The organism is Flavobacterium sp. UBA4854, from assembly GCF_002399805.1.
In the GTDB taxonomy this organism is placed as follows: Bacteria; Bacteroidota; Bacteroidia; order Flavobacteriales; family Flavobacteriaceae; genus Flavobacterium; species Flavobacterium ginsengisoli.
The window spans coordinates 56,527-57,068 of sequence record NZ_DHEI01000109.1 but is presented as its reverse complement, the minus strand read 5'-3'; the positions used below and the strand labels follow the sequence as shown (position 1 = coordinate 57,068).

1 pseudogene is annotated in these 542 nt (G+C 40.0%); it reads left to right on the top strand.

Going from position 1 to position 542, the window contains the following annotated elements:
* Positions 1–27: 27 nt before the first annotated feature.
* A pseudogene (locus B3J44_RS16525) lies at positions 28–542 on the top strand (isocitrate lyase); the annotation flags it as partial.

The following is a 542-nucleotide window of genomic DNA, read 5'->3' as shown; positions in this document are numbered from 1 at the left end:
TTACTAACCAACTTAACTATACTATTTATGAAAACAACAGAAGACAGAATTCAGGAATTGATTAACGATTGGATTACGAACCCGAGATGGAAAGGAGTGGAGCGTCCTTATACTGCGAGTGAAGTAGTAACGCTTCAGGGATCGTACAAAATTGAGCATTCTATTGCGAAAATGGGAGCGGAGAAATTATGGAGAAAGTTAAAAAGTCAGGATTATGTAGCGGGTTTGGGAGCTTTAACAGGAAATCAAGCGATTCAGGAAGTGGATGCTGGTTTAGAAGCAATTTATTTAAGCGGATGGCAAGTTGCTGCTGATGCAAATCTGGCGGGAGAAATGTATCCAGACCAATCGCTTTATCCGGTAAACAGTGTTCCCATGGTGGTAAAAAAGATCAACAATGCTTTGTTGCGTGCCGATCAGATTCAGACTGTAAATAATATTGAAGATAGAAAAGATTATTTGGTTCCGATTGTAGCCGACGCCGAAGCAGGTTTTGGTGGAAACCTAAATGCTTTCGAATTAATGAAATCGATGATTGAAGC